The organism is Propionicicella superfundia DSM 22317 (genome assembly GCF_000423465.1).
Taxonomy (GTDB): domain Bacteria; phylum Actinomycetota; class Actinomycetes; order Propionibacteriales; family Propionibacteriaceae; genus Propionicicella; species Propionicicella superfundia.
In genome coordinates this window covers 939,867-964,570 of record NZ_KE384020.1, presented here as the reverse complement: position 1 = coordinate 964,570, position 24,704 = coordinate 939,867, and the positions used below count along the sequence as shown (strand labels likewise).

Genomic DNA, 24,704 nt, shown 5'->3' with positions numbered 1-24,704 from the left:
TGAAACGCCCATCCTCCTACACTCAGGCCCATGCAGGAGCCAACGTTGGTCGCCGGTCTGGGCGGCGCGTTGATCGGCGCGGCGATCGCGCTGGCGTTCGTGCTGGCCTTCCGGCTCGTGCGCGGTACCCGCGACCTCGGCTCCGATGTCGAGACCGCGACCTACCGCACGCTGCACCACGCCTCCCAGGCTGCTCAGCATCTGCGCGGCGGCCTGGGGGCCGAGGGGGTGCCGCGTGCGATGCGTGAGCTCCGCGGACTGCTCGGGTGCGAGTCCCTGGTGCTGACCGGGCCGGACGGGCTCGTCGCGTTCGACGGCGACGCCCTCCATCGGGAGTTGCGGATGCCGGATCGGGTGTGGAGCAGCGGGCGGACCCAGGTCTTCCGCAACCCCACCCCCGGCGGTCCGGACGCCGTCGGCACGCCTGTGTGGGTCGGTGGCGTGGTCGCGGCCGGTCTGGTGGCCTTCACACCGACCGTGCACCCTCCGCTGATCCGCGCCACCGAGGAGGTCGCCGAATGGGTGGGTTCCCAGCTCGACCTCGGCGAGCTCGACGCCTCCAGAGCGGCCCTCGCCGAGGCCGAACTGCGCGCCCTGCGGGCTCAGATCAGCCCGCATTTCATCTACAACGCGCTGAACGCGATCGCCTCCTTCATCAACACCAATCCGGCCCGGGCCCGTGAGCTCGTGCTGGAGTTCGCCGACTTCACCCGCTACTCCTTCCGTCGGCAGGGAGACTTCACGACTCTGGCCGAGGAGCTCCGGGCGATCCACTCCTACCTGCTGCTGGAGCGGGCGCGATTCGGCGACCGGCTGTCCGTATCACTGCAGATCGCCCCTGAGGTCCTCTCCACCGTCATCCCGTTCCTCAGCGTGCAACCGCTCGTGGAGAACGCGATCCAGCACGGGCTGCAGGTCAAGGACGGCCGAGGGCGGGTCATCATCACGGCCTCCGACCTCGGCACGCTGACCGAGATCACCGTCGAGGACGACGGCGTGGGCATGGACCCGGACGCCCTGCGGGCGCTGCTCGCCGAGCGAGGCGCCACCGACCACATCGGCCTGCGGAACGTCGACACGCGGCTGCGGCAGGTCTACGGGCAGGACGGCGGGTTGATCGTGGAGACCAACGTCGGCGCGGGCAGCCTGGTACGGATGCGAGTGCCGAAATCGCAGCCGTTGCACGACCTCGCCCCGGCGGTGACGGGGTGATCAGCGTCCTGGTCGTCGACGATGAGCTTCCCGCCCTGGACGAGCTGGAGTTCCTGCTGCGCCGGGACCCCCGGATCGGCGACATCCACCGTGCTGCGTCGGGCGCGGAGGCCGTCCGCCGACTGGCTCAGGTGCGGGTGGACGCGGCCTTCCTGGACATCCACATGCTCGGGTTGTCCGGGCTGGACCTGGCGCGGACCCTCGCCCAGTTCGCCCACCGGCCGGTGCTGGTCTTCGTGACCGCCGACGATGAGCGCGCCGTGGAGGCGTTCGAGGTGGCGGCCGTCGACTACCTGCTCAAACCCGTGCGCGCCGAGCGGCTGGAGGTCGCGATCTCCCGGGTGGCGGCGGTGCTCGGCGCGCCGGCCGCACCGGCGGCGCCCGTGCCCGGACCGACCATCGCCGTCACCGTGGGGGCGACGACCCGCATGATCCGTCGCGACGATGTCCGGTACGCGCAGGCCCAGGGCGACTACACGAGACTGCACACCGACGAAGCCAGCTACCTCGTGCGCATGCCCATCTCGGAGCTTGAAGAGCAGTGGCACGGAGCCGGGTACGTGCGGATCCACCGGTCCTTCCTCGTCGCGCTGGGAGCCGTTCGCCGAGCTCGGCTTGCCGGCCCTGCCCCCACGGTGACCGTCGGCGCGGCCGATCTGCCGGTCAGCCGGCGAATGGTTCCCAGCGTCCGGGCGGCTCTGGAAAGACGGCGGATCAGGTCGTCGCGATGAGCGAGCTCCCGCCGCGCGTGCGGGTGACCGCCCCCCGCGAGCCGCAGCACCCCCGAGCCTTCTCCCGTGGCTCCCGCGGCAGGGAGGATCCGGGCGGGTCGATCGCGGAGACCCGGGATGTGTTCGTGCAGGGGCTGGTCAGAGCTCAGCTCCGGCTGGCCTTCGGGTGTGCCATCGGCTGCTGCCTGACCATCGCCGTGCTGACCGTCCTGGTCGCGACCGTCCCGTTCCTGCACTCCGCGTCCCTGTTCGGCGTGCCGTGGGCCTGGCTGCTGCAGGCCTACGGCATGTACCCGGTGGTCGCGCTGTTCGGATTCGCGTACATCCGGGCGGCCGCGCGCAATGAGCAACGCTACCGGTCGCTGCGGGAGCGCGAATGAACCCGGCGCTGAGCGTAGCGGCCATAGGGCTTGTGGTGGTCGCCACCGCGCTGATCGGCTTCTTCGGGCTGCGGGTGTCGCGCACCACCAGCGACTTCTTCGTGGCGTCACGGAGGGTACGGCCCTGGTGGAACGCCTCGGCGATCAGCGGCGAGTACCTGTCGGTGGGCACCTTCCTCGGACTTTCGGGGCTGGTGCTGCTGTCAGGCACGTACGCGTTCTGGTTCCCGATCGGCTACACCGCGGCTACCTGCTGCTGCTGCTCTTCGTGGCCGCGCCGTTGCGTCGCAGCGGCGCCTACACGATCCCCGACTTCGTGGAGGCCCGGTTGGCGTCGCCGGCCGCCCGCCGCGTCACCAGCGTCATGGTGGTGATCATCGGGTGGCTGTACATCGTGCCGCAACTGCACGGCGCGGCGCTGGCCATCGGGGTGGTGGCGGGCCTGCCGGGCTGGATCGGTTCGGTGCTGGTCGCCGTGGTCGTCGGTGGTGTCGTGGCCGCCGGCGGCATGCGGGCCATCACCTACGTCCAGGCCTTCCACTACTGGCTGAAGCTGACCGCGCTGATGGTTCCGGTCGCGGTGATGCTGTTCTGGCTGGCCGGGGCGCCGCCGGAGTTCGAGACGGAGATCACCTTTCCTGTCGGGCAGGGGCCGGCCGGCCAGCATCCCTACGACGCCGCGTCCTTGATGCTCGGCCTGGTCATGGGCACCATGGGGCTGCCGCACGTGCTGGTGCGGTTCTACACCAACCCCGACGGGGTCGCCGCGCGGCGTACGACCGGGCTGGTGATCGTGCTGATCGGCATCTTCTACATGACGTCCAGCACGATGGGGCTGATCGCCCGGGCGACCGCCCCCGACCTGGCGGATCCCGGGGTCGCCGACACCGTCGCCCTGGTACTGCCCTCGCGGCTGCTCCCCGGCCCCGTCGGCGACGGGCTCACCGCGCTGATCGTGGCGGGTGCCTTCGCGGCCTTCCTGGCGACCTCGTCGGGGCTCGTGGTCTCGCTGGCCGGTGTGATCAGCCAGGACCTGCTCGGCGGAGGGGTGCGTGCGTTCCGTGTGGCGGCTCTGATCAGTGCCGCGATCCCTCTGGCGGTCACGCTTGCGACCAGTCGGCAGAGCCTGGCGGGTGCGGTGGGTCTGGTGTTCGTCTTCGCCGCGTCCAGCATGTCTCCGGTTCTTGTGCTGGCGGTGTGGTGGCGCCGGCTGACGGCGCGGGGCGCGATCGCGGGCATGGTCGTCGGCGGAATCTCCTGCGGCGGGGCGTTCGTCGCCGACTTCCTGCACCTGACCGCCGACGAGGTCCTCGCCCGGTTCATGGCGCAGCCCGCAGCCGGGACGGTTCCCCTTGCGGTCGTCGTCACCGTCGCGGCGTCGCTGGCGGACGGCAGACGTGTGCCGCCCCGGGCGGACCGCTACCTGACCCGACTCCACGTCCCCGAGGCACGAGGCGGGACCACGAGTGCCGGGACGAGCCGGCGGGTCTCCCGCCGGGAGTGACGACCCGTTCCGCCGTCCTCCCGGAGGGCGAAACAGAGGACCGCCGCCGGCCCCCTCGATGCGTCCGAATCCCGCAGGTACCGCGGTCACCTGCCCTAGCAGTTGGTGGACTCCCAAGTGGGATATCTCGGGGAATTGGGGGAAGATGAGGAGAGCCGCACCGTTGGCGGCTGACGGGCTCCACGAAGGCCCGTCCCCGGAATGGAAAGGACCGCGAGTGGCCGCTCGAGACGTGACAGGACCCATCCTGAACGGACTGCCCACGAACCTGCCCGACATCGATGCCGTCGAAACCGACGAATGGCTGGAGTCGCTCGACGGGATGATCGACGGCGCGGGACGCAACCGTGCCAGGTACGTCATGCTCAAGCTCCTGGAACGGGCCCGGGAGCGTCACCTGGGCCTGCCGTCGCTGACCGCCACCGACCACGTCAACACGATCCCGCCCGAGCAGGAGCCCTGGTACCCGGGCGACGTCGACCTCGAGCGCAAGTTCCGCCGCCTCGTGCGGTGGAACGCGGCGGTCATGGTGCATCGCGCACAGCGTCCCGGCGTCGGCGTCGGCGGGCACATCTCGACCTACGCGTCGTCGGCCACGCTGTACGAGGTCGGCTTCAACCACTTCTTCCGTGGCAAGGACCACCCCGGCGGCGGTGACCAGGTCTTCTTCCAGGGGCACGCGTCCCCGGGCATGTACGCCCGGGCGTTCCTGGAGGGACGACTGGAGGAGGCCGACCTCGACGGCTTCCGGCAGGAGCACTCCCACATCGTGGACGGCCGGGTCCGTGCTCTCCCGTCGTACCCGCACCCGCACCAGATGCCGGGGTTCTGGGAGTTCCCGACGGTGTCGATGGGCCTCGGCCCGATCAACGCCATCTACCAGGCGCAGTTCAACAAGTACCTGCACAACCGCGGCATCAAGGACACCTCCGAGCAGCGTGTGTGGGCGTTCCTCGGCGACGGCGAGATGGACGAGGTCGAGTCGCGGGGGGCGCTGCAACTGGCGGCCTACGAGGAACTCGACAATCTGACCTTCGTCGTGAACTGCAACCTGCAACGGCTCGACGGCCCCGTGCGCGGCAACGGGAAGATCATGCAGGAACTGGAGAGCTTCTTCCGGGGCGCCGGCTGGAACGTCATCAAGGTCGTGTGGGGCCATGGCTGGGATCCGCTGCTCGCCGCCGACAAGGACGGCGCCCTCGTCAACCTGATGAACTCGACGCCGGACGGCGACTACCAGACCTTCAAGGCCAACGACGGGCAGTTCGTCCGGGATCACTTCTTCGGCCGAGACCCGCGTACCGCGAAGATGGTCGCCGACTGGAGCGACGACCAGATCTGGAAGCTCACCCGGGGCGGGCACGACTTCAAGAAGGTGTACGCGGCGTACCAGGCGGCGACCGAGTTCTCCGGTGCGCCGACCGTCGTCCTCGCGCACACCATCAAGGGCTACTTCCTCGGGCAGCACTTCGCCGGCCGCAACGCGACGCACCAGATGAAGAAGCTCGCGCTGGACGACCTCAAGCAGTTCCGCGACCGGCTCGACGTCCCCGTCAGCGACGCGGAGCTGGAGGAGAACCCGTACCTGCCGCCGTACCTCAACCCGGGCACGGGCGACGAGCGGATCCAGTACGTTCTCGACCGGCGGCGCAGGCTCGGCGGCTTCGTGCCCGAGCGCCGCTCCACCTACGCTCCGGTCAAGCTGCCCGACGCCGACGCGTACGGCGCGCTGAAGAAGGGGACGGGCTCGCAGGCGGTGGCGACGACCATGGCCTGGGTGCGGCTCCTGAAGGATCTGCTGCGCGACAAGGAGTTCGCGCCGCACGTCGTTCCGATCATCCCCGACGAGGCCCGGACCTTCGGCATGGACTCGTTCTTCCCGACCATCCGGATCTATTCGCCGCACGGTCAGAACTACACGCCGGTGGACCACGAGCTGATGCTGGCGTACCGCGAGTCGCGGCAGGGGCAGATTCTCCACCTCGGCATCAACGAGGCCGGGTCGGTGGCGTCCTTCACTGCCGTCGGCACCTCGTACGCGACGCACGGCGTCCCGATGATCCCGATCTACGTCTTCTACTCCATGTTCGGTTTCCAGCGGACAGGCGATGCCCTGTGGGCAGCGGCCGACCAGCTCGCGCGCGGGTTCCTCATCGGCGCGACCGCCGGCCGGACGACCCTGACCGGGGAGGGCACGCAGCACATGGACGGCCACAGCCCGCTGCTGGCGTCCACGAACCCCTCGGTCGTGACCTACGACCCGGCCTACGCGTACGAGATCGCCCACATCATGAAGGCGGGCCTGGAGCGGATGTACGGGGAGAATCCCGAGAACGTCATCTACTACCTGACGGTGTACAACGAGCCTATGGTGCAGCCCGCCGAGCCCGAGGGCGTCGACGCCGACGGGATCCTGAAGGGCATGTACCTGCTGCGGGAGGGCAGCTTCGACGGCGTCGGACCGGATGCTCGCCGGGCGCAGCTCCTCGCGTCCGGCGTGGGTGTGCCGTGGGCGCTGGAGGCGCAGGAACTGCTCAAGAAGGACTTCGGGGTGGTTGCGGACGTCTGGAGCGTGACGTCGTGGACCGAGTTGCGGCGTGACGGGCTGGCTTGCGACGAGCAGGAGTTCCTGCGTCCCGACGAGCCCGTTCGCGTCCCCTGGGTCACGCAGCAGTTGCAGGGACGACCGGGGCCGGTCGTCGCGGTGTCCGACTACATGCGGCAGGTCCAGGACCAGATCGCGCAGTGGGTGCCGGGCGATTTCGCGTCGTTGGGTGCCGACGGGTTCGGCTTCTCCGACACCCGGGCCGCTGCCCGGCGCTACCTGCATATCGACGGGCCGTCGATCGCCGTGCGGACGCTGCAGATGCTCGTGAAGCAGGGCCAGCTCGATCCGAGCTACCCGGCACGGGCGGCCGAGCTGTACCGCATCCACGATGTGACGGCGGGCCACAGCGGCGCGGTGGGCGGCGATAGCTGATCCAACTGAGGCCACGGGGGGTTTCCGTGCGGAGACCCCCCGTTCGGTTCCCCCCGGGGGGCCGATTCTGGCAGGCTGTAACCGACGAATAGGGCCTATGACGCGGAGGGCAGGAGTGATCACCAGGGCTGAGCCGGAGCTCGGCGCACCGGCGGGAGGTGCCAAGTTGGGTCTCACAGGGGGCCTGGCTGTCCAGGAACTCGGCTGGGACGAGGACGTCGATGAGGCGCTTCGTGACCAGTTGATGGACCAGATCGAGGCGGACTTCGTCTACGAGGCCGTCGAGGCCGTCGACGTCGTGCTGCTGTGGTGGCGTGACGAGGACGGCGATCTTGTCGACGGTCTCATGGACGCCCTCAAGGATCTGTCTCCCACAGGTCACCTGTGGCTGCTCACACCGAAGGTCGGACGGGCGGGGTTCGTGGACCCCGCCGACCTGGCCGATGGTTCCATCGGCGCCGGATTGTCCCTCACGGGCTCGGCACAGGTGTCGCGGGAGTGGCAGGCGCACAAGCTGGTGCGCCCCAAGACCGGGCGGAAATGACACGTGGACAGGCGGGGGCGCTGTAGCCCCCGGCGCGGTCCCTCCGGCGGCTGACGCCGTCCGTGGCGTGGTATTCGCATGTACGATGAGCCGCCGGGGCGCATAGCTCAGTTGGTCAGAGCACCTGCCTTACAAGCAGGGGGTCGGCGGTTCAAGTCCGTCTGTGCCCACCCAGGGATTCAGCGTGGAACGCGCGTGTGACAAGGGATGTGACGGCTGCGCGTAGCTGACGGGGCGCGTCGTGACTGACGCCACTGGCGCAGGCGTTGTACCCGGACGTGTACCGGGAGCCGTTTCGACCGAGACGCCGACCTTCGCGGCGAACGATCCGCACTACCTGATCGCCGGGGAGTTCGGCTCCCGGCCGAGAGGACAGTCATATTCACCGGTTGGGCGGTGTCGATGGGCATCTCGTCGGCCCGGTCAGGATCGTGGGTGTGCTTTCCGGGTGCGGAGTCGCCCGGTGAGGACGACAAGGAGGCCGATGGCGGCGATGATGACGGCGATCCCTGCCACCCATGCGGCGACACCTGCGTAGCCGCCCGACGTGGTGGTGGGGTCCAGGAAGGGGTATGGGTACCAGGGCGTGGTTCCGGTAGATGGTGAGATCAGGTGCGGGCCGCGGATGAGCGTGACCGCCACCCAGAGCACCGGGTAGGCGACGATCACGGCGATCGCCCGCCATGGCAGCCGGCGCCGTCCTGGTGCGATGAGCAGGTCGCTGAGCATGAACGCGGGAGCGATGATGTGATGAATGTCGTTGGACCAGCCCAGCATGATGTCGGCGTCGCCGGCGGCGCGCAGCACGAGGTTGTAGACGAGCCCGGTTACCAGCATGTACGTCGTGACACAGGCCAACGCGACGGCGAACACGGCGGTATCCGACCGGTGGCGTGTGGCGAACGCGCGGACTGCTCCCCAGGTCAGGACGGCGGCGGCCAGCATGTTGGACTGCACGGTGAAGAAGCTGAGAAGCCGGAACACCGCGGTGGACTCGCTGACTCCGGCGCCCACCGCGGCTGCGGCCGCGAGGCGGATCTGCTCGATCGTCGCGACCACGATCAGCGCGGCCATCGCGATCCGCGCAAGGTTCCACGCGATCGTCCAGCCGCGCGCAGGCCGCCGGTCGGTCGCGGCCGGTTCGGCCGATGAGGTTCCGGGAGTCACACTCCATTGTCCCAGCGACGACTGCACCGTCAGGTGCCGGTCCGTGGAACCGAGGGGGCACGGCAGCGGCCCCGAGTCCGAACTCGGGGCCGCTGCCGCGGTGAGGTCAGCGGTCCGACAGCTTGTCCTTCACTGCGTCGATCGCGTCTTCGACCTTCTCCGTGACGTGGTCGGCCGCGTCCTTCACGGCCGCGGCGGCCTGGTCGAGCTTGCCCTCGGCCTTCAGGCGCTCATCGCCCGACAGCGCGCCGGCAGCTTCCTTCACGCGGCCCTTCGCGTCGTCGGCGGTGTTCTCCAGCTTTCCCATCGTGATTCCTCCTCCGGGTCGTCAGGTCCGGCCACGGTACGCGACAGGTCCGCCTCGGACAAGGCTGTCGGTCTGGACGCTCACGTCACCCGCGAAGGTGACAGTGTGGGCACAGGAAGAAAAAAGGGGACATCCCGCGTCATACTGCGCCGACGCATGCGTCCTCCTATGTGAGAACGCGTGCCGGACCGGTCGCGGTACGTCTGCCGAGCGCACGTGGGAGTGCTCGGAACCCCTGGGGAACACGCCGGACGTCCCTCTCCCATCGCAGGGAGGGACGTCCAGGCGGAGCCGTCGGTGACGTGGCCCGACGGAATCACGCAAGGGCGCGATCGAGCCAGGTGCCGAAGATCTCGCGGGCCGCATCGGCGAGCGTCGCTCCGTGCTCACGGGCATCGGCGCGGATCGTCCGCGGGTCGATCCCGCAGGAGGCGAGTTCGTGGGCGTGCCCGACGAGCCACCGCTCGATCCGGGACGGGTCGGCCTCCAGATGGAACTGCAGACCGAGCGCCCAGTCTCCCAGCGCGAAGGCCTGGTTCGGAAAGCCGGAGGTCCCGGCGAGCCGCAGCGCCCCGTCGGGGATCGCGAACTCGTCCCCGTGCCAGTGCAGCACCGGCACGCCGGCGACAGGCGCGAGGACCGACCGGCCGCCTTCGGCGGTGAGGTCGATGGGGGCGTAGCCGATCTCATGACGTCCCGTCGCGCGGACGTCCGCCCTGAGCGCCCGGGCCATCAGTTGCGCGCCGAGGCACACGCCCAGTGTCGGCCGCCGGTCCGCGAGCCGGGCGGCGACGGCGTCGATCTCGGCGGAGAGGAACGGGTAGGCATCCGTGTCGTAGACACCGATCGGGCCGCCGAGCACGATGAGGAGATCGGCCGCGGCGGCAGGGCTCAGCGTGTCGATGCCTGCGTCCAGGTAGGTGACCCGGAAGCCACGCTGGGCCAGCAGCGGTTCGAGCACGCCGAGATCCTCGAACGCGACGTGCCGGATCGTGACGGCGTCCCGCGAGGTCACCGGCCGGCTCCGGGACGCGGAACCCGCCCGCCGGCGTCGGCGGGAGCATCGATGACGAAGGCGGCGCTCACCCCTCGATTCTCGTGCACGGGGGCCGCAGGAACCCCGCGGTGAGACGAGGCGCCGGGCACTCGACGGAGGGAAACGCCGCGCACGGGTAAGCTGGCCACTCGTGGGTGCTCCAGAGATTCTCGCCGCAGCGGCCGAACTGTCCAAGGTCCTCGACTCGATCGAGGCCGTCGTCGACCCCGAGGCGAAGAAGCGGGAGATCGCGAAGCTCTCCGAAGAGGTCGCGGCGCCCGACCTGTGGGACAACCCCGACAACGCCCAGAAGGTGACGACGCGGCTGTCGGCACTGCAGTCCGAGGTGGATCGCCTCGCCACGCTGCGGGGGCGCCTGGAGGACCTGGAGGTTCTGGTCGAGCTGGCCGTCGAGGCCGAGGACGCCGATTCTCTCGCCGAGGCCGGGCAGGAGCTGAAGTCGCTGCGGGAGCAGATCGAGTCGCTGGAAGTGCGCACCCTGCTGTCGGGCGAATACGACGACCGGGACGCGTTCATCACCATCCGCGCCGAGGCCGGGGGAGTGGACGCCGCCGACTTCGCGTCGATGCTGCTGCGCATGTACCTGCGGTGGGCCGAGCGTCACGGCTACCCGGCGGAGGTGTACGACACCTCCTATGCCGAGGAGGCCGGCATCAAGTCGGCGACCTTCACCGTGAAGGCGCCGTTCGCCTACGGCACGCTCTCGGTGGAGCAGGGGACGCACCGGCTGGTGCGGATCTCCCCGTTCGACAACCAGGGGCGTCGGCAGACGTCCTTCGCGGGCGTCGAGGTCCTGCCGGTGACCGAGGAGGCCGATCACATCGACATCCCCGAGGCCGACATCCGGGTCGACGTGTTCCGGTCGTCCGGGCCCGGCGGGCAGAGCGTCAACACCACCGACTCGGCGGTGCGGATCACCCATCTGCCCACGGGGCTCGTGGTGTCCTGTCAGAACGAGAAGTCGCAGTTGCAGAACAAGGTCGCCGCGATGAAGGTCCTGCAGGCGCGTCTGCTGGAGCGTGCGCGCGCCGAGCGCGAGGCGGAGCTCCGCGGCCTGAAGGGCGACGGCGGCAACTCCTGGGGATCGCAGATGCGGTCCTATGTGCTGCACCCGTACCAGATGGTCAAGGACCTCCGCACCGAGCACGAGGTCGGCAATCCCGAGGCGGTCTTCGATGGCGATCTGGACGGTTTCATCGATGCCGGCATCCGGTGGCGCAAGCAGTCCGAACGACAGTGACGTCGCCTGCCACAGGTTGCCGCCACGCCGGGTCGCCTATCGGGCAGACTTCCTCGCCCACGTAGTATGCAGTCCAGCCGTGGAACCTCTTTCCCCGTTGTCTAGCCGGCTCATGGTGGTCATGTGATCAAGTTCGAAGACGTATCGAAAACGTATGAAGGGCAGCGCAGGCCTGCCCTGCGCGATGTCGACATCGAGATCGCCAAGGGCGAGTTCGTGTTCCTCGTCGGGCCGTCCGGGTCGGGCAAGTCGACCTTCATACGACTCATCCTTCGTGAATACCGGCCGACGAAGGGCCATGTCTATGTTGCGGGGAAAGACCTCGGGCGGCTTCCCGGGTGGCGCATTCCCGGCCTGCGGCGGCAGATCGGAACGGTCTTCCAGGACTTCCGCCTGCTCCCGGGCAAGACCGTCTACGAGAACGTCGCGTTCGCCCTGCAGGTGATCAACAAGTCCAGCCAGGCCATTCGCCGCACCGTTCCCGAGACGCTCGAACTCGTGGGGCTGGACGGCAAGGAGGATCGCCTGCCCGAGGAACTCTCCGGCGGTGAGCAGCAGCGTGTGGCGATCGCGCGGGCGTTCGTCAACCGACCGGCCATCCTCATCGCCGACGAGCCGACCGGGAATCTCGATCCCGCGACATCGGTCGGGATCATGAAACTGCTCGACCGGATCAACCGCAGCGACACGACGGTCGTGATGGCCACCCACGATTCGACGATCGTGGACCAAATGCGCAAACGGGTCATCGAGCTCGATTCCGGGCAGATCGTCCGGGATCAGAGCAAGGGCGTCTACGGGGCCTGACGGACGAGGACGAGGGAAACCAAACGTGCGACACATCTTCCGAGAGACCTGGTCGGGACTCCGCCGCAACGTCTCGATGACGCTGGCTGTCATCGTCACGATGTGGGTTTCGCTGGCCCTGTTCGGGTTCGGACTCCTGGCGACGCAGCAGGTCGACCTCATGAAGGGCCGCTGGTACGACAAGATCGAGATCTCGGTGTTCTTGTGCACCTCGGTCGCGCAGGGCACCAATTGCACGACGGGCGAGGGGACGACCGACGCGCAGCGCGCGGCGATCCAGGAGGCGCTGGAGTCCAATCCCGAGGTGGCGTCGGTCACCTATGAATCCAAGGCCGAGGCGTACGCCGACTTCCGTGAGGCGTTCAAGAACTCGCCCATCCTGGATTCGGTGACCGAGGAGACGATGCAGGACTCGTACCGGGTCAAGCTCAAGGATCCTCAGCAGTACCAGGGCGTGGTGTCCGCGGTCCGGAGCATGAAGGGCGTCCAGACGGTGCAGGATCTCCGCGCCTATCTCGACCCGCTGTTCACGTGGCTGAACCTGCTCAGGTGGGGAACGATCGGCATTGCGGGCCTGCTTCTGGTCGCGGCCGCATTGCAGATCACGAACACGATTCGGCTGGCGGCGCATTCCCGCAGACGCGAGATCGGCATCATGCGGCTCGTCGGAGCCAGCAACTGGTATATTCTCCTGCCCTTCGTCCTGGAGTCGCTGGCGGCCGCTGTGATCGGCATCGTTTTCGCCTGTCTGACCATCGCCGCGGTCGTGAAGTTCGTGATCATCGACAAGGCACAAGTCTCAATCCAGTCTTTACCCTGGGTTGACTGGACCCATGCTGGTGTCGCCATGCTATGGATGGCGGTGGTCGGAGTCGCTCTGTCGGTGATTCCCACGCTGCTGACCGCACGGCGTTACGTGAAGGTCTAGTCGACCGATTGGAGACCAATCGTGCAAGGGCTGACGACTTCCCCCGTCCCCTTCCGAGCACGCTGGAAGTCGATGCTGCGGATTGCCGCCCTGGTGCTCGGCTTCGCGCTGGCCATCGGTCTGGCGCCGGGCACGGCGCGAGCGGACTCGCTGGACGACCAGCGCAAGAAGGTCCGCGGGCAGATCTCGCAGACGCAGCAGAAGGTCTCCTCGGCCACCCAGAGCGTGTCCTCGGCGTCGGCGGCGCTCGAGACGTCCCGCAAGCAGCTCGCCGAGGCGCAGGCGCAGTTGACCTACGTCCAGCAGCAGCTCGCGGAGGCCCGCACGAAGGAGGCCGAGGCCAAGGCGCAGCTCGAGAAGGCCGAGAGTGAGCTGGCCGCAGCAACGGCCGAGGTCGAGAAGGGCCAGAAAGAGGTCGCGGCGCAGGAGGGCGTGATCGGGCAGGCGGTGCGGAGCGCGTATCAGCAGCAGACCGACCTGGCCAGCTTGTCGATCGTCGTCAGTGGGCAGGACTCCTCCGAGATCGCCAACCGCATCCAGTGGAACACGACGATCTTCGACACCACGGCCGCCGAGCTGGACCGCCTGCAGCGGCTGCAGCTCCAACTGGAGGCCGCCGAGGCGCGCAAGGCCGAGGCCGAGAAGCAGGCGACCGCCGACAAGGAGGCCGCGACGCAGCAGGTGACCGCGACCGAGGCCCTCGAGGCGGAGGCGGAGAAGACGCAGGCCAACGTCAACTCGCTCGTCGCGACGAACGCCGCCAACGAGGCGGCGGCCAAGTCCGAACTCGCGAGCTACCAGGAGCAGCTCGCGGCGTTCCAGGCCGAGGACACGCGCGTCAGCAAGCTCATCACGGCACGCATCAACGCTGCGAAGCTGGCCGCTGCGAAGAAGGCGGCCGCAGCGCAGGCGGCGAAGGCGGCCGCGGCGGCGCGCGCGGCGTCCAAGTCGTCCTCGTCGTCGGGTTCTTCGTCCTCCTCCGGTTCGTCCTCCTCGTCGTCGAGCGGGTCCTCGTCGGTGAGTTCGTGGGGGCTCGCGTACCCGACGAACGTGACGTACATCTCCTCGCCCTACGGCACCCGTATCGACCCGATCTCGGGGGCGGTCTCCTTCCATTCCGGAACCGACTTCCCGGCGTCCTGCGGATCCCCGATCAAGGCGGCCCGTTCCGGACGTGTCACCGACCGCTACTACCAGAGCAGCTACGGCAATCGGCTGATCATCGACCATGGCAGCGTGAACGGTGTGTACCTCAGCACGGCGTACAACCACGCGACCCGGTACATCGTGTCGGTCGGCCAGTACGTGCAGCGGGGTCAGACGATCGGCTACATCGGGACGACGGGACGATCGACCGGATGCCACCTGCACTTCCAGGTCTACGAGAACGGCTCCCTGGCCAACCCGATGCGTTTCCTGTGACGGCGGGCCGCCGCGTGGCGGAAACCGGTGGACGGGTATGAGAGCCTGGAAGCTCACGTCGTCGATCGGAGAGGTCCATGCCACGCGAGACCGGGCGAAAGCTCGTGGCGCAGAACAAGAAGGCCCGCCACGACTACCACCTGCATGACCGGTACGAGGCCGGCATGGTCCTGACGGGGACCGAGGTGAAGTCGCTGCGCAGCGGCCGCTGTTCGCTCGCCGACGCGTTCGCCACCGTCGACGACGGGGAGGTGTGGTTGCGCAACGCCCACATTCCCGAGTACGAGTTCGGCACGTGGTCCAACCACGCCGCGCGGCGCAACCGCAAGCTGTTGCTGCATCGACAGGAGATCGCCAAGATCGAGAAGGCGCTCGCCGACCCCGGCCGGACCATCGTCCCGCTGGCCGTGTACTTCAGCGACGGCTACGCGAAGGTGGAGCTCGCGATCGCCACCGGCAAGAAGGAATGGGACAAGCGGGAGACGATCCGCCGTCGCGACGACGAGCGGGAGGCGGCTCGCGCTCTGGCATCCCGAAACCGGCGCCACTGACGCGACCCTGACGTCCTTCCCGGGAGCCGCTCAGGGACGATTCCCGATGTCAGCGGCGTGTTCGGCGGCGCAGACTGGGGGTATGGACTTCACTGCGCAGAATCGGTTCGTCACCAGGGACGAGAAGGCGGCGGCCGCCGCCGAGGTGCGTCAGGCCTACGCGAACGGGCTGATCGGGGATGCGGAGTTCGAGCGGCGGATGCGCGAGGTCGAGCGGTCCGAGGACGTGGCCCAGCTCACCGCGGCGACCGGGCTGCCCGCTGTGCGTCCGACCGGGGAGCCGAGCCGCCTGACGCTGGCCATGCCGCATGCCCTCGGCGCCTTCACCTCGTGGATCGGCCCGCTCCTCGTCTGGCTGTTCGCGCACGACCGGCCGCTGAAGCGCGAGGCGGCGAAGGCGCTGAACTTCCAGTTGCTGGGCATGGTCCTGCTGATCATCTTCGGGATCATGGACTTCGACTGGATGACCGGCGTCGTCCGCGCCGTCTTCATGGTCCTCGGCCTGGTCGCCGCCGTCGTCGTCGCCAAGGGGCGGGGCTGGACCTACCCGCAGCGCCGGATGGGCGTCCGCGGCATCCTCAAGGAGGAGGAATAAACCGGTGGCGCCGCAGCGCTACACTGGTTGACGCACAACTCAATAGGGGGTGACTGGTTTCGACTTGGGACGGTAGTCCCAGGAGAAGCGGGCCGAGGATCCAAGGTCAACTCGTTAACGATCCCTGGAAACCAATAAGTGCCGATGCAAAGCGCACTGACTTCGCTCTCGCTGCCTGATCAGTGATCGAAGGGTCAGACCGGATGTGCCTTCCGTCCGGACCCTGGCCTCATTCAGAAGGCTTGCTGTACTGGCTGTGTCTCAGGGCCAGTGCGGGACTCAACTGGGGCTGGACTCGTTCCCGACGTGCCGATGCGAGCGGGAGAGCCGAGTAGAACGCTGAGTCGGCTGCGCCCGGAGAAGTCCTGGTTCGCCTCTCGAGGACGCGGGTTCGATTCCCGCCACCTCCACCCAATGTTCGTCGTTCAAACCCACGACGGACGATGTTTGAGTTCCCGACTCGTCCTCTGCCTCCGGGCGGAGGGCGAGTCGTTGCACGTCCGGGTTGAAGAGGACGTTGAAGGGCTCGCCGGGCTGGCCGTCGATCTGGTCGTCGGTGGTGACGTAGAGCTTGTCGAAGAAGGCCTGATTGGCGGTCCGCCTCAGCGAGTCGTCGATGCTCAGGTACAGCGCGTGGCAGTCGCCGGGGTCTGCTGAACGGATAGGTGACATCTGGTCTGGCTTGCCCGGGAGGGCGGCTTGGGAGGATGTTGCTGTGCCCAGGCTTTACCCGTCCGGGTTCCGTGACGACGTCGTGCGTGTCGCGAGGAGCCGCGAGCCCGGCGTGACGATCGAGCAGGTCGTGAGAGACTTTGGTGTTCACCCGATGACCTTGCAGAAGTGGCTCCGCCGTGCCGATATCGACGAGGGCGCCAAGCCCGGCCAGTCCCGGTCAGAGGCCGCGGAGATCGGTGAGTTGAAGAAGCGGAACCGGCTGCTGGAGCAGGAGAACGAGGTCCTGCGGCGTGCGGCGGCGTATCTGTCGCAGGCCAACCTGCCGGGGAAATGATGTACCCGCTCGTGGCGGAGCTCGCCGAAGCAGGGATCCCTGTGACGGTGATCAAGCTGTCCTGCCAGCCCTACTACCGGTGGCTGCAGGGCCCCATCACGCCGAGCGAGGTGGTGGAGGCGTATCGCGCGGACGCGTTGTTCGACGCCCACCGGGACGGCCCCGAGTTCGGGCATCGGCTGCTGGCCGATGAGGCCCGCGAGGCCGGCGAGGCGATGTCGGACCGGACCGCGTGGCGGATCGCGTCGAGCAATGGCTGGTTCAGCGCGTTCGGGAAACCCAAGCGGAGCAAGAGCCGCCGTCCCGGTCCTCCCGTCCATGATGATCTCTGCGCCGTCGCCGACGAGAAGGGTCGGACCCGGCAGATGTTCGCCGCCGACGCACCGAATGATCTGTGGTTGACGGACATCACCGAGCACAAGACCGCGGAAGGCAAGTTGTATCTCTGCGCGATCAAGGACGTGTTCTCCGGCCGGATCGTGGGGTGCTCGATCGACTCCAGGATGAAGTCGCGCCTGGCCGTCGCGGCGCTGGAGAACGCCGTCCGGATGCGCGGCGATGTCGCCGGCTGCGTGGTGCACAGCGATAGAGGATCTCAATTTCGAAGCCGGAAGTTCCGTCGTGCTCTCACCCGTCACCACATGGTCGGGAGCATGGGCAGAGTCGGGTCGAGCGGGGACAACGCAGCCATGGAGTCCTTCTTCGCGCTGCTGCAGAAGAACGTCCTCGACCGCCGCTCCTGGACCACCCGGGAACAGCTGCGAATCGCGATCGTGACCTGGATCGAACGGACCTACCACCGCCGCCGACGCCAAGCCCGCCTCGGACGTTTGACCCCCATCGAGTTCGAGATCATCATGAACACGACCGTCGCACTGGCGGCGTGACTACAACCTGTCACCTATCCGTGCAGCAGTCCTGTTTCGACCTTGTGGGTGAAGCGAACTGGAATACAGAACACCGTCGAGTCCGAGGGCAAGGCTTCGTCCCTCGACGAGGCAACGCTCGAGACCGTCTTCGAGTTTTTTGAGGCAGGACGACGAGGCTGGCCAGCCTGTTGTGTTGCCCAAGAGCGAAGCGACTGAGGAGCCCTGGCGACTGCCGACCGGGGAGCAAGAGTCCCTGAGGTATACGCCTGCCTACTCGGCGGTACGCCCGCTCCGGGGCGGCTACTCGCCGATGTGGGTTCTCCACCAGTCGTGGTCCGGATCCGATCGTGGGGGCACAAAGCTGGCTCGATGCTGTATCGCCTGGAGGAGTCCTCGCACGACGGGAGATTCGCACCGGGCTCGGTTGCAGTAGTCACGAAGGATCCTCGTAGTGCGCTTTGGTTCAGCGAGGCCGCGCTCCAAACTAACTCGGCGGGCTTTGCGGTCGTCGGTCGCTATGGCCAGACCCCGGTTCGCAGCGACGGCGATGCTTGAGGCTTCGCCGTCTCCGAGTTCCAGCGCAAGCTCGACGTACGTCGACAGTTCCTCCGGTTTCAGCGCAGTCACTGTCAACGCGCCCGAGCCAATGTGGTGCTCAAGTTGTATGGGGAAAGTTTGGGTGATTCCGTCGACCTCGCCGCGCAGGCTGCCTACCTCGGCGCGCGCAGGTTCCGTAACGACCATGTCGAGGTCGAGCATGCGCACGATGGCATCAAGGTGCCCCGTAGCCTCTAGATTGATCAAGACGCAGGCGTCCACAACGATCGGAATCCCCGCGGTCATGAGTCAGTCCGATCCCCGCAGGTCGAAGATCTGAGCCATGCCATCATCGCCGATGTCTGAAGTGGTAGTCAGTTCTTGGTATGCCTGCCGCGCCCCCACTATGTCCGTATCAAGATACTGGGAGAGTTGGCTCTCGCTGATTTCCGCATCTGCGTACAGCTGAACCGCCAGGCTTCGGTAGTGGACCGGGAACGCCTCGATCGACTCCCGCTGCTGCTGGATGCCGAGTTGCTCAGCCGCCTTCCGAGGCTGGAAGTCGTGGTCCTTGAGCTTGTCCCAGGTCCCGGCCGGGATCATGCTGAGGTCTTCGAGCCTAAGCGTCATCGCCTGGGCGGACACGCCGTAGGAGTGTGCGAGCTGGACTAGGGATGCTGGCGTGACCCTTTCTGCTTTGCTCCGCTTGAGTTCGTTGAATCGCCGAATCAGACCAGTCCGCGGCATCAGGAAGTTCGCGGCGAAAGCATCGGCGAATCGCTCTGACTCGCTGAGACGCTTGCGACCGGGGATCTCGGTGATCTCCGGCTTGTTCCGATTGACGATGAAGTGCGCATACTCGTGCGCTTTGGTCCACCGTCGCCTCTCTCGCGGGTGGTTGGCGTTGACGGCGACACACCCACCCAGCGGGTCAAGGTACACGAACAAGCCCGAGATGTTGCGTGGCAGTGGCAGGACGAAGACACGGAGTCCAACTTCGATCTCGAGCGTCTCCCGCAGCCGGTCGATCGGACCATCGCCCAAACCAAGCCGCGTGCGCTCATCCAACGCCAGGGTCTCGGCGGCGACGTTCGTGTCCAGCCCATCGACGGGACGTGCGGCGGGCGAGTGCCCTGGCAACGATGAGGACGACCGACGGAGCAGGTCGAGATAGTGATCAGCGTTGCGCTCGAGCTCCTGGATGCTGTGCTCGATCTCCTGGGCTCCAGGGGTGGTAGCGAGGGCGGTTCGGAACCGCGCGCCGATTGCGGCGGGTGGCTCGGAAGGGCGAAGGATCTCGCTCAGTGGACGGCCGTACAACTCGGCCAGCTTGACCAGTTCGGCCGGCGTCGCGTCCCGCGTGCCCTTCTCGATGGCGATGAGCAGGGGCCGACTGACGCCTAGCTCGACGGCTGCTTCCGCCTGCGTCAGGCCGGCGCGTTCTCGCGCGGAGCGGAGTCGTTGTCCGGTGTGCTCAGAGTTGGTCATCTTGTTCCGCACTCACATCCACTGTTGTTCAACGCCAAGCGACTTCAGGTACGTTTCGAACTCCTGGACGTATCTGCCGTAGAGCTGCAGCACCTGGTCGGTGCCGAGGAGGCCCTCAAGATGTACGAGTTCCGGGAACTCTAGTAGCAGCTGAGTCCAGGGATCTGCACGACAGAGGCAGCGCCGCAGACGGAGCGCCTGCCAAGCCATCGCCGCAAACTCCGGAACACCGGACGGCGTCTGGCGGCGATACGGGAGACGTCCATCGATCACAGGCCGGCCCGCCGCAGCCAACGACTGACGCCTGAGGATGCACGACGTGCAGCATCCGCACGGCGCTCGGTCAACCACCCGCGCCGAGAAGCCGCTGTCGCACGACACCGTATGAGAAAGCACGTCGTCAGCCGTTGGGCTGGTGAGGCTGATCAGTTCCGCTTTGGTGTTCATTAGGTAGGGAGCTTCAACCGTGAAGTCGCTGCCCGTCAGAGTGGTCACGATGTCGCTGAACATATGCAGTGTCTTGGGGTGCATCGCCCTGGTCGCCTCAGTTCCGCGCTGCGACGCGAGGTAGGGGAGGTTGATGGCGCCGACGCCGTTCTCCGCCACAACCAAGCCATTGGCACCTGCGGCGATGGCCGCCATCGTCCCGGATGCCAAGAACAACATGCCACGCGTCCGTTGACTCGTCTCGGCGCCACCGGCGGGCAGGTTGACCCGAAAGCTCAGGGCAGCCAGATGGTTCGAGGACAGACTCGCCAACCCTTTGGCGACAGTCTGCTGGGTGTTCTGCATCCAGCTGTTGGTGTGGACACTGATCGCGACAGCATCGCCAACCGCCAAAGCGTTCTGAAGCGCACACCCCGAATCGAGTCCGCCCGAGAACAGGATCGGCCTACATCCGGTTGGCACAGTGCTGAACAGTGCTTGTTGGGACGGATCGAGCGGTCCTTGGCCGGTGGTACGCCTAGAGAAGCCGAGATGCCAGTTGTCATCGGTCAGCCATCGCAAGAGTCGCTCTAGCTGGGGTGCGAGTACTGCCCAGCGATCAGGATCCGACACCGGCACGTCAAGGGCGAGGTCACGGTGCCAGTCGCCCGAATCGCGGGTTTGGCGCAAGCCTGGCCGAGGGACCATCCGGTCGACCGCATACGCGGATGCGGCAAGGATCAGCAGATCAGACGCTTCGGCCGGAATCGCCTCGGCGAGGTGCTGGCGAAACCCTCTACCATCCACCGTGAGATCGCTTGCCCACCGAAGCATCCGGTCCTGACCCTCAGCGCCAGCCCGGTAACCAACGACATACGACGCGATCCCGCCCTCCGACATCACAGGTCACCCAGATCGGTGTTGAGCAGATCGGCAACCTTCGGGGGGCGAACCGTTCGGCGCGGCGCTTGTAACCCGGCTGCACTGGGATGCTTCACGAGCTGGTCGCGGAGGAGCGCCATCTGGGGATGGCCATGGACGACGTCTCGCAGATCCGCGAACTCGGCCGCCGTAAGGCTCCCCAGTCGAAGGACGTCTGGCAGCATCCGGTCAAACTTATCGTCGGTCATGTTCGAGATAACCCTTTCGGCGAGCGCTTCCAGCGCAGTCACAGGTGAGGTCAAGGCCAGTTGCCGAGTGAGCTGGTCTACAGCGAGAAGCGTCAGTTGGTGCCGACTCGACACACTGTCCTGATCCTGAATGGGGTCGGACCACCGGACGCTGTCAGGTCGCCACTCGACGGCCTCCGCGCGCTCGGCTGCTGCCTCAATCCCACCGGACCGTCGTAGGTCGGCGGCGACGGCCTTCACTACAAAGTCGGCTATCTGGTCCGAGCCATCACCAGCACTGATGGACCGATGCACCCGCATCCAGCGCGCTGATAGGCCCCAACGGAACCGATCGTTGTCCGGCATCGCAACCTCCTTACAATGTGACACGCTATCAGTCTCTAGCGCGAATAGTGATGTAAGAACGTCAACACGCCGAGTGGCAACCCTGTGGCTTGAGGTGCCACGTCGCTCGCAGTCTTACCTGGCTAGCATCACCCCAGCTCGCCTCAACGCCTTCGACACGGTCTGCCGGTTGATGTTGTACCGCTCACCGATCTCCAGCATCGTCCAGCCCGCCGGATATGAGGGTTTGGTCATGCAGCGGATCGCTGCTGAGGCTCGAGCGAGCACCGCGACTCATTACCGCCGTTGGGGGGGCAAGCCTCGTCTGGTTGTCGAGGCATTGATGCGCCATCAACCCCCGCCACTGATCGCGGTCGACACAGGAACACTGCGCGGCGACCTGTCGGAAGGGGCGCGGAGGCTGGCGGCGATGTCGCAAGGGGACGATGCGTTGGTCTCGGGCTTGGCCCATGCGGCTAGATCGGATCCGGAACTCGCCGAGGCGATGAAGGCGACGCTGGGGCAGCCTACCGTCGAGGCGGCCCATCTTCTCATCGGTCGCGCGGTCGCGCGTGGCGAGATCAAACGGGAGGCGGCAGCGGTCGAGTTTCTTCCAGAGCTTCTCATGGCCGCGACTGTGACCAGACGGCTGGTCTCCGGCGAGACGCCTTCCGACGACTACTTGGAGCGCTATGTCGATAGTGTTCTCCTCCCTGCCCTAGGAGTGCACTCATGACACATGTCTCTCGCTCTGGCGAATCTCCGGATGGCGGTGGGTCGGCGTTGCCCCCCAGGTTTCCTCTGATCTACTCGGCGCTCATTGTGACGATGCTCTTGTCTGCAATGGATCAGACAATCGTCTCGACGGCGCTGCCGACCATCGTCGGCGACCTCGACGGGCTCAGCCAGATGGCCTGGGTAACCACGGCCTACATTCTCGCGATTACCATTGCGATGCCGATCTACGGCAAGCTCGGCGACCTGATCGGACGCCGCAAGCTGCTCCTCTTCGCCCTGGGCGTGTTCATTCTGGGATCGCTGATGTGCGGATTTTCGCGCAACATCTGGGAACTCGTCGCCTTCCGCGGTCTTCAGGGAGTGGGTGCAGGTGGGCTCATGATTCCCACCCAGGCTGTGATCGCCGACCTCGTGCCAGTACGCCAGCGGGCGAAGTACCTGGGAGCGCTGGGGGCTGTCTTCGGCCTTGCATCGGTTTCCGGTCCGCTTGTCGGTGGCTGGATCACCGATCACATTAGCTGGAATTGGGCGTTCTGGGTCAATGTTCCTCTTGGTTTGCTCGCGTTGGGTGCAACTGGTGCCGAACAGTCGAAGAGACCATCGAGGGTCGAGCCGGAACGTGAGCGGATAAAGTGACGGAAGGATCGCATCGCATCCGAGTCCCGTGTCCGCCCACTACCGTGCTATGGAGCGAGGAGACGGACCTCTAGCAACAAATGATCGCCCGCCGCGCAGAGTTCGACACGTGCCCCTTGACCTCCACCCCTGTGTGTCGCGAGACATCGCGGACACCCGGACCCACGGATTGTGGGTTCGGGTGTTTGTCATGTTGGGGGTTGTGGCTGGCAGCTCGGGAAACGGGCTTACCGGGCCTACTGGGCGATAAGGCGCTGGAGGCTCTCTATGGCCGTCGTGACCCCGTTTGGCTCAGCAGCCATGCGTTGCGCGACCGCAAGCGCCCGCTGTTGGGTTGAGTCGGATGCGGCGTGTACCAGCGCCGTCTGGAGGTCTTTGCTGATGAGCCTGCGCGGATTGAGAGGTGAAGTCGCGATGTCCAGCTTGTGAAGACGTGCTGCCCAGAACGGCTGGTCTGCTGTGAACGGCACTGGGATGGACGGCACACCTGACCGGGCGGCTTGTTGACTCGTGCCTGCGCCGCAGTGATGAACCACAACACTGCACTGCGGGAAGAGCCAGTCGTGCGGGACATAGCCGACGGGATAGACATTGCCGGGCAGTTCGGTGTCGGTGAGCCCTGCCCATCCGGACGCTAGCACCACACGGTGGCCGGAGAGCCCGCCGAGAATGCGATCACGGAGGCCGGCCGCACCGCTGAACCCGCTCATCGAACCGAAGCCGACGTATACGGGCGGATCGCCGGCGTCCAAGAACTCAATCAGCCCCGCTGGCGGCTGCCATTCCGGCGGAGTGGGGAGGTGCCATGCTCCGGTGACGGTGAAGTCAGGGTGGGCCCAGTCGCGGGCTGCTGGTAGCAAGGTGGGCGACCAGGCCATCAAGATGGGTATTTCGTCCCACGCGAGGCGGAGCCGTGGTCGGCCGAGGTCTCGGCGGGCCTGGTCGACTCCGCGACTGAACGCCAGATCGCCGACGCGGGCGATGACTGTCGCAAGTGGTCGATTCAGCCAGCGCGGCGTTCGGGTCAGTCCGGACGCCGGAGGCGGATACTCCCGGGTGGCCAGAGTCGGCTGCAGCGGCGCGAACACCAGCGGGATCGTCTGATCCTGGGCAACCGACGCGGCGGCGTAGACGCCCAGGGTCGAGGCTACGATCGCATCGGCGCCCACCGCGGCGTCAGTGATCGTTTCGATCCATGCCCGGGTGTTGAACCGGGCGAGTTCGGCGAGCAACCGGGGCGACGTCCGTCCCGACTCGATCGTCTCGCTCCATCCGTGCGAGCCCTCTGTGACAACGGTCTGCGCGCTTCCGGCGAGCTTTCGGAAGTCCAGCCCCAGCCTCGTAGCGGACATACCTGCCTCTTGATCGGCTACCAGAACCACCTCATGACCGGCCCGGCGCAGGCCGACCGCGAGTGCGATCAGCGGCACCGTGTCACCGGTGCTGCCGAACCCCGCGACCACGACTTTCATTGCGGCTCCTGACTCTCGAACGGCGCGCACGTGGTTTCCACGATCGACCTCAACAGACGGCGGGCATCGCCGGCGTCGCAGGAGTTGGCCGCCAGGCTGAACACGAAGGACGAGTAGGTCATCCAGAGCGTGAGGGCGGCCACTTGCGCCGGTGAGTCATAGCCCTGATCGTCTTCGGGGAGCAGCTTGCGGATCGCCGTGACGACCGTGTCGAGCCGTTCGAGGTTGGCGGCGTGGTCCGAGGCTCGCAGGTAGGCCACCAGGTAGTCGCGGATTGTGTCGGACATCAGGATCGTCGCTTCCAGCATCAACGATAGGTATGACCACACCCGCTCCGTCACCGACTTCGCCGCCACTCCGGCTTGGGCGAGCAGGTGGAGCGATATCTCGGTCGAGCGTTCCTCCCAGACCCGCAGGAACAGTTCGTCCTTGCTGCCTACCTTCGCCACCGTGCCCACGGCTACACCGGCCTTCTCGGCGATCATCGGGATCGTCGTCGCCGTGTAGCCGTGCGCCCAGAACAGCTTCATCGCTGCCGACATCACCGCACGGTCCCTCCGGGCCTGCTGCTCAGCACGAACACCCATGTCTGGCGACCTCCTTCGCCTCGAAGACCCGGGGCGCCTCAGGGCCGCAGAGCTCCGGGCAGC

23 protein-coding genes, 1 tRNA gene, 1 other RNA gene and 1 pseudogene are annotated in these 24,704 nt (G+C 66.9%); 17 read left to right on the top strand and 9 right to left on the bottom strand.

Going from position 1 to position 24,704, the window contains the following annotated elements; translation table 11 throughout:
* Nucleotides 1–30 precede the first annotated feature (30 nt).
* The 7 genes and pseudogenes from G555_RS0109590 (at nt 31) to G555_RS0109560 (ending at nt 7,521) form a co-directional block, all read left to right on the top strand.
* The gene (locus G555_RS0109590) at nt 31–1,212 is read left to right on the top strand and encodes a sensor histidine kinase (protein WP_028708715.1); all 1,182 of its coding nucleotides are present in this window, start codon (nt 31–33) and stop codon (nt 1,210–1,212) included.
* Nucleotides 1,209–1,943, top strand: a complete 735-nt coding sequence (locus G555_RS0109585; protein ID WP_028708714.1) for a LytR/AlgR family response regulator transcription factor — start codon at nt 1,209–1,211, stop codon at nt 1,941–1,943. Before G555_RS0109590 ends, G555_RS0109585 begins: the two co-directional genes overlap by 4 nt.
* A complete protein-coding gene (locus tag G555_RS0109580) occupies nt 1,940–2,323 on the top strand; it encodes a hypothetical protein (protein ID WP_028708713.1) in 384 nt (127 codons plus the stop codon). Before G555_RS0109585 ends, G555_RS0109580 begins: the two co-directional genes overlap by 4 nt.
* A pseudogene (locus G555_RS19050) lies at nt 2,320–3,827 on the top strand (sodium/solute symporter). Before G555_RS0109580 ends, G555_RS19050 begins: the two are co-directional and overlap by 4 nt.
* A 145-nt stretch (nt 3,828–3,972) precedes the next feature.
* Nucleotides 3,973–6,807, top strand: a complete 2,835-nt coding sequence (aceE, locus tag G555_RS0109570) for a pyruvate dehydrogenase (acetyl-transferring), homodimeric type (RefSeq protein ID WP_084635028.1) — start codon at nt 3,973–3,975, stop codon at nt 6,805–6,807.
* 97 nt (nt 6,808–6,904) lie between these two features.
* Nucleotides 6,905–7,351: a DUF3052 domain-containing protein gene (locus G555_RS0109565; protein ID WP_051208639.1), complete on the top strand. Its 447-nt coding sequence runs from the start codon at nt 6,905–6,907 to the stop codon at nt 7,349–7,351.
* Nucleotides 7,352–7,447: 96 nt separating this feature from the next.
* Nucleotides 7,448–7,521, top strand: a tRNA-Val gene (locus tag G555_RS0109560).
* A 253-nt stretch (nt 7,522–7,774) separates the two neighbouring features.
* On the opposite strand, the gene G555_RS19045 is transcribed toward G555_RS0109560, so the two are convergent.
* The 3 genes from G555_RS19045 to G555_RS0109545 all read right to left on the bottom strand — a co-directional run bounded on the left by G555_RS19045 (nt 7,775) and on the right by G555_RS0109545 (nt 9,840).
* Nucleotides 7,775–8,518: a Pr6Pr family membrane protein gene (locus G555_RS19045; protein ID WP_051208638.1), complete on the bottom strand. Its 744-nt coding sequence runs from the start codon at nt 8,516–8,518 to the stop codon at nt 7,775–7,777.
* A 106-nt stretch (nt 8,519–8,624) separates the two neighbouring features.
* Nucleotides 8,625–8,825 (bottom strand): CsbD family protein, encoded by a 201-nt coding sequence (locus G555_RS0109550; RefSeq protein WP_036921731.1) that lies wholly within the window; start codon nt 8,823–8,825, stop codon nt 8,625–8,627.
* A gap of 316 nt (nt 8,826–9,141) precedes the next feature.
* Nucleotides 9,142–9,840 carry a glutamine amidotransferase gene (locus tag G555_RS0109545; RefSeq protein WP_028708709.1) on the bottom strand — a complete coding sequence of 233 codons (699 nt, stop codon included), beginning with the start codon at nt 9,838–9,840 and terminating at the stop codon, nt 9,142–9,144.
* A gap of 172 nt (nt 9,841–10,012) precedes the next feature.
* Between G555_RS0109545 and prfB the strand changes: the two genes are divergently transcribed.
* The 8 genes from prfB (at nt 10,013) to G555_RS0109500 (ending at nt 17,321) form a co-directional block, all read left to right on the top strand.
* A complete protein-coding gene (gene prfB, locus G555_RS0109540; protein ID WP_028708708.1) occupies nt 10,013–11,122 on the top strand; it encodes a peptide chain release factor 2 in 1,110 nt (369 codons plus the stop codon).
* A 123-nt stretch (nt 11,123–11,245) separates the two neighbouring features.
* Nucleotides 11,246–11,929: a cell division ATP-binding protein FtsE gene (gene ftsE, locus G555_RS0109535; RefSeq protein ID WP_028708707.1), complete on the top strand. Its 684-nt coding sequence runs from the start codon at nt 11,246–11,248 to the stop codon at nt 11,927–11,929.
* 25 nt (nt 11,930–11,954) lie between these two features.
* Complete coding sequence (gene ftsX, locus G555_RS0109530; RefSeq protein ID WP_211223211.1) at nt 11,955–12,857, top strand: permease-like cell division protein FtsX; 903 nt, start codon at nt 11,955–11,957, stop codon at nt 12,855–12,857.
* 72 nt (nt 12,858–12,929) lie between these two features.
* Nucleotides 12,930–14,279 carry a M23 family metallopeptidase gene (locus G555_RS0109525; protein ID WP_028708705.1) on the top strand — a complete coding sequence of 450 codons (1,350 nt, stop codon included), beginning with the start codon at nt 12,930–12,932 and terminating at the stop codon, nt 14,277–14,279.
* A gap of 77 nt (nt 14,280–14,356) precedes the next feature.
* Entirely contained in the window at nt 14,357–14,830 is a 474-nt protein-coding gene (gene smpB, locus G555_RS0109520; protein ID WP_028708704.1) for an SsrA-binding protein SmpB, read from the top strand.
* Between the two features lie 82 nt (nt 14,831–14,912).
* On the top strand, nt 14,913–15,425 hold the full coding sequence (locus G555_RS21225) for a DUF4870 domain-containing protein (RefSeq protein ID WP_051208637.1): 513 nt from the start codon (nt 14,913–14,915) through the stop codon (nt 15,423–15,425).
* A 45-nt stretch (nt 15,426–15,470) separates the two neighbouring features.
* Nucleotides 15,471–15,838: a transfer-messenger RNA gene (gene ssrA, locus G555_RS21840) on the top strand.
* A gap of 302 nt (nt 15,839–16,140) precedes the next feature.
* A protein-coding gene (locus G555_RS0109500) for an IS3 family transposase (protein WP_156887493.1) occupies nt 16,141–17,321 on the top strand; the annotation gives its coding sequence in 2 pieces (ribosomal slippage) (nt 16,141–16,425 and nt 16,428–17,321; 1,179 coding nt in all).
* A 282-nt stretch (nt 17,322–17,603) separates the two neighbouring features.
* On the opposite strand, the gene G555_RS0109495 is transcribed toward G555_RS0109500, so the two are convergent.
* The 4 genes from G555_RS0109495 to G555_RS22615 all read right to left on the bottom strand — a co-directional run bounded on the left by G555_RS0109495 (nt 17,604) and on the right by G555_RS22615 (nt 21,229).
* Nucleotides 17,604–18,146, bottom strand: a complete 543-nt coding sequence (locus G555_RS0109495) for a PIN domain-containing protein (RefSeq protein WP_028708700.1) — start codon at nt 18,144–18,146, stop codon at nt 17,604–17,606.
* Nucleotides 18,147–18,149: 3 nt separating this feature from the next.
* Nucleotides 18,150–19,328, bottom strand: coding sequence for an ImmA/IrrE family metallo-endopeptidase (locus G555_RS19035; protein WP_156887492.1), 1,179 nt, complete (start codon nt 19,326–19,328; stop codon nt 18,150–18,152).
* Nucleotides 19,329–19,340: 12 nt separating this feature from the next.
* Nucleotides 19,341–20,588, bottom strand: a complete 1,248-nt coding sequence (locus tag G555_RS21830) for a 7-cyano-7-deazaguanine synthase (protein ID WP_169337890.1) — start codon at nt 20,586–20,588, stop codon at nt 19,341–19,343.
* 65 nt (nt 20,589–20,653) lie between these two features.
* Nucleotides 20,654–21,229: a hypothetical protein gene (locus G555_RS22615; RefSeq protein ID WP_028708698.1), complete on the bottom strand. Its 576-nt coding sequence runs from the start codon at nt 21,227–21,229 to the stop codon at nt 20,654–20,656.
* A 73-nt stretch (nt 21,230–21,302) separates the two neighbouring features.
* Here G555_RS22615 and G555_RS19030 point away from each other — a divergent pair, with 73 nt between their 5' ends.
* On the top strand, nt 21,303–21,944 hold the full coding sequence (locus G555_RS19030) for a TetR-like C-terminal domain-containing protein (protein ID WP_051208635.1): 642 nt from the start codon (nt 21,303–21,305) through the stop codon (nt 21,942–21,944).
* Nucleotides 21,941–22,582, top strand: a complete 642-nt coding sequence (locus G555_RS19025; protein WP_084635011.1) for an MFS transporter — start codon at nt 21,941–21,943, stop codon at nt 22,580–22,582. Before G555_RS19030 ends, G555_RS19025 begins: the two co-directional genes overlap by 4 nt.
* A 236-nt stretch (nt 22,583–22,818) precedes the next feature.
* Here G555_RS19025 and G555_RS0109465 read toward each other — a convergent pair whose 3' ends face one another.
* Nucleotides 22,819–24,054 (bottom strand): glycosyltransferase, encoded by a 1,236-nt coding sequence (locus G555_RS0109465; protein ID WP_028708697.1) that lies wholly within the window; start codon nt 24,052–24,054, stop codon nt 22,819–22,821.
* Nucleotides 24,051–24,584 carry a TetR/AcrR family transcriptional regulator gene (locus G555_RS21220; RefSeq protein ID WP_169337889.1) on the bottom strand — a complete coding sequence of 178 codons (534 nt, stop codon included), beginning with the start codon at nt 24,582–24,584 and terminating at the stop codon, nt 24,051–24,053. Before G555_RS21220 ends, G555_RS0109465 begins: the two co-directional genes overlap by 4 nt.
* Nucleotides 24,585–24,704 lie beyond the last annotated feature (120 nt).

What these genes read in the sequence shown, in the direction of transcription:
- G555_RS0109465 (WP_028708697.1), bottom strand. Translation starts at nt 24,054, where the DNA reads ATGAAAGTCGTGGTCGCGGGGTTCGGCAGCACCGGTGACACGGTGCCG.
- G555_RS0109590 (WP_028708715.1), top strand. Translation starts at nt 31, where the DNA reads ATGCAGGAGCCAACGTTGGTCGCCGGTCTGGGCGGCGCGTTGATCGGC.
- G555_RS21225 (WP_051208637.1), top strand. Translation starts at nt 14,913, where the DNA reads ATGGACTTCACTGCGCAGAATCGGTTCGTCACCAGGGACGAGAAGGCG.
- smpB (WP_028708704.1), top strand. Translation starts at nt 14,357, where the DNA reads ATGCCACGCGAGACCGGGCGAAAGCTCGTGGCGCAGAACAAGAAGGCC.
- G555_RS0109580 (WP_028708713.1), top strand. Translation starts at nt 1,940, where the DNA reads ATGAGCGAGCTCCCGCCGCGCGTGCGGGTGACCGCCCCCCGCGAGCCG.
- G555_RS21220 (WP_169337889.1), bottom strand. Translation starts at nt 24,584, where the DNA reads ATGAAGCTGTTCTGGGCGCACGGCTACACGGCGACGACGATCCCGATG.
- G555_RS19025 (WP_084635011.1), top strand. Translation starts at nt 21,941, where the DNA reads ATGACACATGTCTCTCGCTCTGGCGAATCTCCGGATGGCGGTGGGTCG.
- G555_RS0109495 (WP_028708700.1), bottom strand. Translation starts at nt 18,146, where the DNA reads ATGACCGCGGGGATTCCGATCGTTGTGGACGCCTGCGTCTTGATCAAT.
- G555_RS0109550 (WP_036921731.1), bottom strand. Translation starts at nt 8,825, where the DNA reads ATGGGAAAGCTGGAGAACACCGCCGACGACGCGAAGGGCCGCGTGAAG.
- G555_RS22615 (WP_028708698.1), bottom strand. Translation starts at nt 21,229, where the DNA reads ATGCCGGACAACGATCGGTTCCGTTGGGGCCTATCAGCGCGCTGGATG.
- G555_RS19035 (WP_156887492.1), bottom strand. Translation starts at nt 19,328, where the DNA reads ATGACCAACTCTGAGCACACCGGACAACGACTCCGCTCCGCGCGAGAA.
- G555_RS0109525 (WP_028708705.1), top strand. Translation starts at nt 12,930, where the DNA reads ATGCTGCGGATTGCCGCCCTGGTGCTCGGCTTCGCGCTGGCCATCGGT.
- G555_RS0109565 (WP_051208639.1), top strand. Translation starts at nt 6,905, where the DNA reads ATGACGCGGAGGGCAGGAGTGATCACCAGGGCTGAGCCGGAGCTCGGC.
- aceE (WP_084635028.1), top strand. Translation starts at nt 3,973, where the DNA reads ATGAGGAGAGCCGCACCGTTGGCGGCTGACGGGCTCCACGAAGGCCCG.
- G555_RS21830 (WP_169337890.1), bottom strand. Translation starts at nt 20,588, where the DNA reads ATGCTTCGGTGGGCAAGCGATCTCACGGTGGATGGTAGAGGGTTTCGC.